Origin of the sequence: Streptomyces sp. NPDC058877 (genome assembly GCF_042742855.1) — a bacterium.
Classification (GTDB): Bacteria; Actinomycetota; Actinomycetes; order Streptomycetales; family Streptomycetaceae; genus Streptomyces.
In genome coordinates, this window is record NZ_JBHYMF010000269.1 from 1 (window position 1) to 7,963 (window position 7,963).

Consider the following 7,963-nt stretch of genomic DNA (forward strand, 5'->3'; position numbering starts at 1 on the left):
GGGGCAACGACGTCCCCGTGGACTTCGTGTCCTCGGTGGACGTCAGGGGGACGCGGCACCGCACGGCCACCGCCCGGGAGGCCGTGGTCACCCCGCCGGCTGCCCCCTCGCCCGTGAACGTGGTCGGACGACCGCGCTCCTGATGACACGGCCGGTCCGCCCCTCGCTGAGGACGGCCCGACGGCGGCGATCCTCGTGGTCCGCTAAGGATTCCCATGTCCGAAACGTCGCTCGACCGGGAGACCGTCGAGGAATACGCCCGCTGGTTCCGAGCCCTGGCCGACCCCACGCGCATCCGCATCATGCGGTTCCTGAGCAGCCGACCGGGGCCCGTGCCGGCGGGCGAGATCGTCGCCCATCTTCGACTCAACCAGTCGACCGTCTCGCACCACCTGAAGATCCTCCACACCGTCCGCTTCCTGACCAGACGCCGTGCCGGTGCCAGCATCCGGTACGCCGTCAACCCCCGCTGCATCACCGAGTTCCCCAGCGCCGCCGACATCCTCATCGGCGCCCCGGCCCACTCCTGCCGGGAACCGGAATCCTGCTGAAGCCCCCCGAGGCCGCTGCCGTGCCGCACTCGCCGGTATCCGTCCGCGTTCACCCCGCTCGGGATCCGTGGTCCGCGTGGACGCGTTCCGACCGGGGAACAGGGGCTCTCGGAGCGCTCCGGCTCCACCTGCTCGGGTGCGGCGACCGGACCCGCCTCGGCCGCCCTCGTCGGCCGTCCCGCACGCGAAGCCGCGCGGGCCACCGTGGTCCTTCCGGGCCGAGGCGGCACGGGTGAACGAAGGGTGAACGCCCGACGGATATCGATCCTCGGATTCGCCGTCGGATCTTGTCGGCTCGTATGGTGTCAGAATGGCAATTCCTGTGACGGGTATACCGATTGAGGACGTGAGCGCGGAGCGCTGTGTTCCGTGTCCCTCGGGTCTGCTGATCGACCGCGGCGAAGTCGAGTTGCTGACAACGCGGTTGAAGGCGATGGCCGACCAGACCCGCCTTCAGATCATCCACCTCATCGACCAGTCGCCGACCGGAGAGCTCTGCGTCTGCGACCTGACCGAGTCGCTCGTCCTGGCGCAGCCCACGGTGAGCCGTCACCTGAAGATCCTCACCACGGCAGGGCTGCTGAGCCGTGAACAGCGGGGAACCTGGGCATGGTTCTCGATCCGTTGGGACGTCCTTCAGGAGCTCAGGCAGCACGCCTTCCCCCGGAGCACCGACTGCTCGCGGCCCTGACCGCTCCGGTTCAACCTGCCGACGCCGCGTCCATCTCTGCGATGAGATCCTCGACGAGGTCCCTGATGGCGTCGCGGATGAGGCGCACCGCCTCCACCCCTTGCCCGGCGGGGTCGTCGAGCTTCCAGTCGAGGTAGCGCTTGCCGGGGAAGACCTCGCACGTGTCCCCACAGCCCATCGTGACGCACACGTCCGACACGCTGACGGCTTCCGAGGTGAGGATCTTGGGGACCTCCGCGGACATGTCGATGCCGACTTCGCGCATCGCTTCGACCGCCGCCGAGTTCACCGCCGAGGCCGGCGCGGAGCCTGCCGAACGGACCTCGATCCGGTCGCCGGCCAAGTGACGAAGCCATGCGGCGGCCATCTGTGATCGACCGGCGTTGTGAATGCAGACGAACAGGACGGAGGGCATTCGGGCCACCCATGTCTCCTCAAGTAGGCTTTGATACAAAGGCGTTGAAAAGATCCGGCAGTTGACGCCGGTCGTGCTCGGTGTGTCACGATCAGACCATGCTGACGTCGGTGAACGCGGAACTGCTGAGGGCTCTGGCCGACCCTCTGAGGCTTCGCGTCGTGTGCCTGCTTGCCCGTGAGTCGCTGTGTACGACTCATCTCGTCGAGGAGACGGGCGCGCGGCAGACGAACCTGTCGAACCATCTCCGGGTCCTCCGGGAAGCCGGTGTCGTGGAGACCGAGCCCTGCGGACGCTTCACCTACTACCGGCTGTGCCCCCAGGTGCTGGCCGATCTGGCCGTGCTCTTCGGCGCTCTGGCCGACGGAGCACGCGAAGCCCCCGTGCCTCGACGGCCCTGCGGTTGAAAGTCCGGGCGATTTCTCCTTCGGGGCGCCCGCGTCATCCTGCTGTCCACCCGCCCGCGCCCCCGCGGGCTGCGGGTCGCGATCCGTGCACGAACGTTACTCCCTCCCCATCTCTCTGGCGACCCCGGTGCAGGTGGTCCGACCGTGCCGGCGACCGCGTCGGGCAGGTTGAACCCGGAGCCATCCGTCACATCTGAATCATCGATGGCCACCGATCGAATTTCGCCATGCATCGTACGATCCAGATGTCTTCTCGCAGTCCTGGCGACGGAATTCGCAGGAGTCGCAAGGCATGCGGGCTCCTTTGATCCTTACAGGCTCCATCTGCGCGAATGGCAAAGCGGAGTAGCCTCGACGGCTTTCGCAAGCCCCCTCAGAGGTGGGCGAACCGGGGCAGGGGCGCCGTGTGGCGGTGACGCCCGGAGAGGGATGGCCCTTCGGTCATTCATCGATCTATTGACATACATCGCTTAATGCTGGCAGGGTTCCGGCCGTCGGCCGACAGTGCCGTTGCCGATCTGGGCCTGCCCCGCTCCATCGGCCGGCCCAGGCCCCGACCACACGTCGACGCAAAGGTTCCCGCCATGGTCGCCACGCCCCACCCGCACTCGCCCACGACCGAGGCACCGGTCCTGCTCCTCATGGGCAGCGGTGACCGCCGCTACCGGGAGTACATCGTGGCAGCCGTCTCACGCCACTTCCGTCTGTGGCTCCTCGACGCCCACGAGCCGAGCTGGCAACTGCCGTACGTGGAGGGGACCTCGCTCCTCGACCCCAAGGACCTCGACGAACTCCTCGCCGAGGCGAAGAAGGTCATGCAACGGCTGCCCGTCGCAGGTGTCTTCACCTACGACGAGTCCCTCGTGCACGCCGCCGCCCGCCTCGCCGAAGCCCTCGGCCTGCCCGGAAGCGCGCCCGACGCGGTGCTCTCCTGCCGGGACAAGGCGACCACCCGGGCACGCCTGGCGGCCGCCGACGTGCCGCAGCCGGCCTGCACCCCGGTCTCCACGGCGGCCGAGGCGCGCCGTGCGGCCGACGCGACGGGCTATCCCGTGGTGGTCAAGGCTCGTGGACTCGCCGGCAGCCTCGGTGTCGTCCGGGCCGACCACGGTGATGCCGTCGAGGCGGCCTTCGAGGCGGCCAGCTCCGCCAACTGGCCCGGAGTCCCCCGCTACGAGGCCGACGTCCTGGTCGAGGAGTACCTCACCGGTCCCGAAATCAGCATCGACGCGGTCGTCGTCGACGGCGTGTGCACCCCGATGGTCGTGGCGCGCAAGCAGACCGGCATGGAACCGTACTTCGAAGAGACCGGCCACGTCGTCGACGCCGCTGACCCCCTCCTCCAGGATGCCGAACTCCTGGACCAACTGCACCGCATCCACAAGGCGCTCGGCTTCGAACACGGCTCCACGCACACCGAGTTCAAGCTCACCCCCAAGGGCCCCCGTCTCGTCGAGATCAACGCGCGCCTCGGCGGCGACTTCATCCCCCTCATCGGGATGCTCGCCACCGGCACCGACCCGGCAGTCGCAGCCGCCCACGTGGCCGCGGGGCTCACCCCCGACACCGCGCCGAAGGCGCAGAGGACAGCAGCCATCAGGTTCCTCTACCCGGAGGCCGACTGCGAGGCGATCGAGGTGAGCGTCCGCGCCGACCTCTTCGGCCCTACGGTGCACAGCGCGGTCGCGACGGCCGGCCCCGGCACCCGGCTGGCACTTCCGCCCCGGGCGTACATGAACCGGTACGGCTACGTCATCGCCGTCGGCGAGGACCCCGAGCAGGTGACCGCTGACGTGGAGGCCGCGCCCGCCCTGGTCGAACTGCGGTCGCGTCCGCTGACCGATTGACCGGTTCCACCTCTCAGGCCCCAAGGAGCCGCCACCCGTGAGCATGCCCTTCGACCAGCCGTCATTGTGTTGGGACGACAACGCGATCGTCACCCTCGACCAGCGTGCGCTGCCCCACGAGAAGCGACGCCTGCGCCTGGACACCGTGGACGACGTCATCACCGCCATCACGACGCTCGCGGTACGGGGCGCCCCCTCCATCGGACTCGCGGGCGCCCTGGGCGTCGCGCTCTCGGCACACGCCCACTGCTCGCCGGGCATCACCGGCGGCGGACAGGAGGCCGTGCGCGCCGACGCCCAGCGGCTCGCCGCAGCCCGTCCGACGGCCGTCAACCTGGCACGGGCCGTCGACCGGGCCCTCGGGAGGCTCCCCGACGGCCCGGAAGCGGTGCTGGCCGAGGCCACCACCATGATCGACGAGGACCGGGCGGTCAACCGACAGATGGTCGCCCACGCGGTCCAGGCCGTACTGGACCGCTGCCCGCAGCGACCCCTGCGGTTCCTGACCCACTGCAACACCGGCCGGCTCGCGACCGCGGCCGTGGGCACCGCCCTCGGCACGGTCCTCGCCCTCGCCGACGCCGGAAAGGTCACCGAGGTCCTCGTCGACGAGACCCGGCCACTCCTGCAGGGCGCCCGACTGACGGCCTGGGAACTGGCAGAGGCCGGCGTGCCGCACCGCGTGTGCGTCGACAGCGCGGCCGCCGCGGCCATGGGCCGGGGGCTCGTCGACTGCGTCCTCGTCGGAGCCGACCGGATCACCGCGCGCGGGGACGTGGCCAACAAGATCGGCACCTACGGACTGGCGATCGCCGCTGCCCACCACGGCGTCCCCTTCATCGTCGTGGCCCCCGAGTCGTCGTGGGACAGGTCCCTCGTCGACGGCCGGGACATCGTCATCGAGGAACGTGACCCGGACGAGGTGACCTCCTACGGAGAGGTCCGCACCACGCCACCCGGCACGCGCGCGTACAACCCCGCCTTCGACGTCACCCCGGCCTCCCTGATCACCGCCATCGTCTCCGAGCACGGTGTCCACCACGCATCCGGGGCAAGGGCATGAGTTACGTGCCGTCCACCGTCGCAGGCAAACGGACCGCCCAGCAGTTGGCCGACGTCTCCCGCACCCTGTACGAGCGCGGATGGATGCCGGGCACGTCCGGCAACGTCTCCGTGCGACTGCCCGACGATCCCGGCCGGGCGCTGATCACGGCAAGTGGCCGGGACAAAGGCGAACTGACCGCCCGGGACGTGGTGGAGGTCGACGCCCGCACGGGCCGGGCGTCCCATCCCGGCCAAAACCGCCCCTCGGCGGAGACCTCCATCCACGCAGCGGTCTACCGCGTCACCGGGGCCCGCGCCGTCATTCACGTCCACTCCCCGTACGCCACCGTCGTCGCTCACCGCGCCGCCGCCCTGGACGCCGTCTCCTCGGTACGAGTGGACCGCTTCGAGCTGCTCAAGGGACTGGGGCTGAAGGACCCGACCTTCACGGACCTGCCGGTGTTCCCCAACTGGCCCGGGGTCGACCGCATCGCCGACGACGTCGCCGGCCATCTCGCGACCTACCGGGAAGGCCCGCCCGGCCTGCTCCTGGCCGATCACGGCATCACCACGTGGGGCGACTCCCTGGGGCAGGCGAAGAACCGGCTCGAATGCCTTGAGTCGCTCTGCCAGCTGCTCGTGATCTCCCAGTCCGAGCTGCACGTCTCCCGTGCCTGAAGAACCCGACGACAGGACCACACCATGACCTTGCTGCAGATCATGCCGGACGACGCACCGGACACCGTGCTGCTCCGCACGCAGGACGAGGAGACCATCGCACGAGCCCTGCGGGAGCGGTCGGTCTCCTTCACCCGCTGGCCGCTACGCGCACGGGTGACACCACAGACCTCGTCCGAGGAACTGCTCGGCGCCTACCGCGTCGAGGTCGACGAACTGTGCGCCGACCGAGGGCTGCGCCTCGTCGATGTCGCCCGTCTGCACCCCGAGGAAGGAGCGGAATGGCAGGAGCGCGCGGCCGAGGCCCGGTCGACCTTCCTCGACGAGCACCGCCACGCCGAGGACGAGGTCCGGTTCTTCGCCCAGGGCACCGGCTGCTTCTACCTGCACCTGGACGACCGCGTGTACGCCGTGGTGTGCGAGGCCGGTGACCTGCTGTCGGTCCCGGCCGGCACCCGGCACTGGTTCGACATGGGACCCGTACCGGACTTCTGCGCCATCCGGTTCTTCGAGAAGGAGGACGGTTGGGTGGGCGACTTCACCCGGGAGCCCGTCGCCGAAGGCTTCCCCCGCCTCGACGCGCTGCTGCGGGAAGGATGATGCCGGGCAGCCGACGGGCGCGAGACCCCGAGAACGGGCCGCGGGCCGTCGTCCTCGACATCGAGGGAACCACCGGCTCCCTCAGCCACGTACGTGACGTCCTCTTCCCCTACGCGCGCGAGCGCTTGGCTCCCTGGCTCGCCGCTCACCGCGGCACCGCACCCTGGCGGCACATCCTCGACGCGGTCACCGCCCACACCGGGGCACCCCAGGACGAGGCGAGTGCCCTGGCGCTCCTGGAGCAGTGGGCCGATGCCGATGTGAAGGCGGCGGCGCTGAAGACGCTGCAGGGACTGATCTGGGCCGGCGGCTACGCGGCGGGCGAGTTGCACGGCCACGTGTACCCGGACGTGCCGCCCGCACTGGAGCACTGGAAGTCCCGGGGCACGGGCCGCTTCATCTACTCCTCCGGCTCCGTGGCCGCCCAACGGGACTGGTTCGGCCACACTGCCCACGGCGACCTCCGCCCGCTGCTCGACGGCTACTTCGACCTGACGACGGCCGGCCCCAAGGCGGACGTCGACTCCTACCGTGCGATCGCGGCGGACCTGGGGCACGCCCCCGTCGACCTGCTGTTCGTCAGTGACGTCGGTGCCGAGCTCGACGCCGCGGGCGAGGCCGGCTGGCAGACGGTGGCCGTGCGCCGCCCCGATGACGAACGTGCGGCAGTGACCGGTCACGAGGCCGTCGCCTCTCTCACCCCACTCCTTTCCCGACCCGGCCCGGGGAGATCGACGGCGCCGGTCGCCGCGCACACGCAGGAGGACCCGAGCGATGAGTGATCCGTCCGGCACGGAGCCGAAGGCCGACGTCGCGGTCATCGGCGGGAGCGGCTTCTACGAACTCCTGGAGTCGGTACGGCGCGTCGAGGTCACCACCCCCTACGGCGCACCCTCCGACGCGGTGTCCATCGGCATCGTGGGCGACCGCAGGGTGGCCTTCCTGCCCCGGCACGGCAGCCACCACGAACTCCCCCCACACCGCATCAACTACCGCGCCAACATGTGGGCGTTGCGTTCGCTGGGGGTGCGGCAGGTCCTCGCGCCCTGCGCCGTCGGCTCACTGCGCGGTTCCCTCGGTCCTGGAAGCATCGCCGTCCCCGATCAGCTCGTCGACCGGACTGCCGGCCGCGTCCAGACGTACTACGAGCACGGCGCCGCCCACGTACCGTTCGCCGACCCGTACTGCGCGTCCGGCCGCGCGGCCGTGCTCAAGGCCGCGGGGGAGACGGGCGTCGGCGTCCACGACGGGGGAGTGATGGTGGTCGTCGAAGGACCCCGGTTCTCCACCAGGGCCGAGTCCCAGTGGTATGCCGCAGCAGGTTGGTCCCTGATCAACATGACCGGGCACCCCGAAGCCGTACTCGCCCGTGAACTCGCCCTCTGCTACACCTCCATGGCCCTGGTCACCGACTACGACGCCGGCGTGGAGCACGGAGAAGGCGTCTCGCAGGACGAGGTGTTCCGCGTGTTCGCGGCAAACGTGGAACACCTGAAGGGCCTGGTCCTGAAGACCGTCCAGGTCCTGGACCGCGAGCGGGCGTGCGCGATCGAACGGCTCTGCGTGGGGGAGAGCGGCCGGGCTGCGAGCATCCGTCCTCCCCGGGGTCGTCCTCCGGGGGTCCGGCCGCGAGGCGGAGGGCGTCGGAGAGGTCGAGGAGCATCGAGCGGGCTTCGCCGTTCGCGGGGTCGCCTTCGAGGGCTTCGAGGCGGGTGAGCGCGGTCGTGGCG

Annotated in this window: 10 protein-coding genes; 9 read left to right on the forward strand and 1 reads right to left on the reverse strand. The window is 70.3% G+C overall.

The features are described from left to right. Positions 1 to 215 precede the first annotated feature (215 nt). Positions 216 to 551 (forward strand): ArsR/SmtB family transcription factor, encoded by a 336-nt coding sequence (locus ACFW2Y_RS33350; protein ID WP_384886735.1) that lies wholly within the window; start codon positions 216 to 218, stop codon positions 549 to 551. 310 nt (positions 552 to 861) lie between these two features. Beyond that, complete coding sequence (locus ACFW2Y_RS33355) at positions 862 to 1,242, forward strand: ArsR/SmtB family transcription factor (protein ID WP_384886738.1); 381 nt, start codon at positions 862 to 864, stop codon at positions 1,240 to 1,242. Between the two features lie 10 nt (positions 1,243 to 1,252). Here ACFW2Y_RS33355 and ACFW2Y_RS33360 read toward each other — a convergent pair whose 3' ends face one another. Next, complete coding sequence (locus ACFW2Y_RS33360) at positions 1,253 to 1,666, reverse strand: arsenate reductase ArsC (RefSeq protein ID WP_384886741.1); 414 nt, start codon at positions 1,664 to 1,666, stop codon at positions 1,253 to 1,255. A gap of 89 nt (positions 1,667 to 1,755) precedes the next feature. Here ACFW2Y_RS33360 and ACFW2Y_RS33365 point away from each other — a divergent pair, with 89 nt between their 5' ends. The 7 genes from ACFW2Y_RS33365 to ACFW2Y_RS33395 all read left to right on the forward strand — a co-directional run bounded on the left by ACFW2Y_RS33365 (position 1,756) and on the right by ACFW2Y_RS33395 (position 7,949). Further along, positions 1,756 to 2,064 carry an ArsR/SmtB family transcription factor gene (locus ACFW2Y_RS33365; RefSeq protein WP_384886744.1) on the forward strand — a complete coding sequence of 103 codons (309 nt, stop codon included), beginning with the start codon at positions 1,756 to 1,758 and terminating at the stop codon, positions 2,062 to 2,064. 584 nt (positions 2,065 to 2,648) lie between these two features. Continuing rightward, complete coding sequence (locus ACFW2Y_RS33370) at positions 2,649 to 3,911, forward strand: ATP-grasp domain-containing protein (protein WP_384886747.1); 1,263 nt, start codon at positions 2,649 to 2,651, stop codon at positions 3,909 to 3,911. Positions 3,912 to 3,954: 43 nt separating this feature from the next. Then, positions 3,955 to 4,974 carry an S-methyl-5-thioribose-1-phosphate isomerase gene (gene mtnA / locus ACFW2Y_RS33375; protein WP_384886761.1) on the forward strand — a complete coding sequence of 340 codons (1,020 nt, stop codon included), beginning with the start codon at positions 3,955 to 3,957 and terminating at the stop codon, positions 4,972 to 4,974. After that, positions 4,971 to 5,633, forward strand: coding sequence for a methylthioribulose 1-phosphate dehydratase (mtnB, locus tag ACFW2Y_RS33380; RefSeq protein ID WP_384886750.1), 663 nt, complete (start codon positions 4,971 to 4,973; stop codon positions 5,631 to 5,633). The genes mtnA and mtnB overlap by 4 nt, the downstream gene beginning before the upstream one ends. A 24-nt stretch (positions 5,634 to 5,657) precedes the next feature. Beyond that, positions 5,658 to 6,233, forward strand: a complete 576-nt coding sequence (locus ACFW2Y_RS33385) for an acireductone dioxygenase (RefSeq protein ID WP_384886753.1) — start codon at positions 5,658 to 5,660, stop codon at positions 6,231 to 6,233. After that, positions 6,233 to 7,015: an acireductone synthase gene (gene mtnC / locus ACFW2Y_RS33390; RefSeq protein ID WP_384886756.1), complete on the forward strand. Its 783-nt coding sequence runs from the start codon at positions 6,233 to 6,235 to the stop codon at positions 7,013 to 7,015. Before ACFW2Y_RS33385 ends, mtnC begins: the two co-directional genes overlap by 1 nt. Continuing rightward, entirely contained in the window at positions 7,008 to 7,949 is a 942-nt protein-coding gene (locus tag ACFW2Y_RS33395) for an S-methyl-5'-thioadenosine phosphorylase (protein WP_384886759.1), read from the forward strand. The genes mtnC and ACFW2Y_RS33395 overlap by 8 nt, the downstream gene beginning before the upstream one ends. The last annotated feature ends 14 nt before the right edge of the window (positions 7,950 to 7,963 follow it).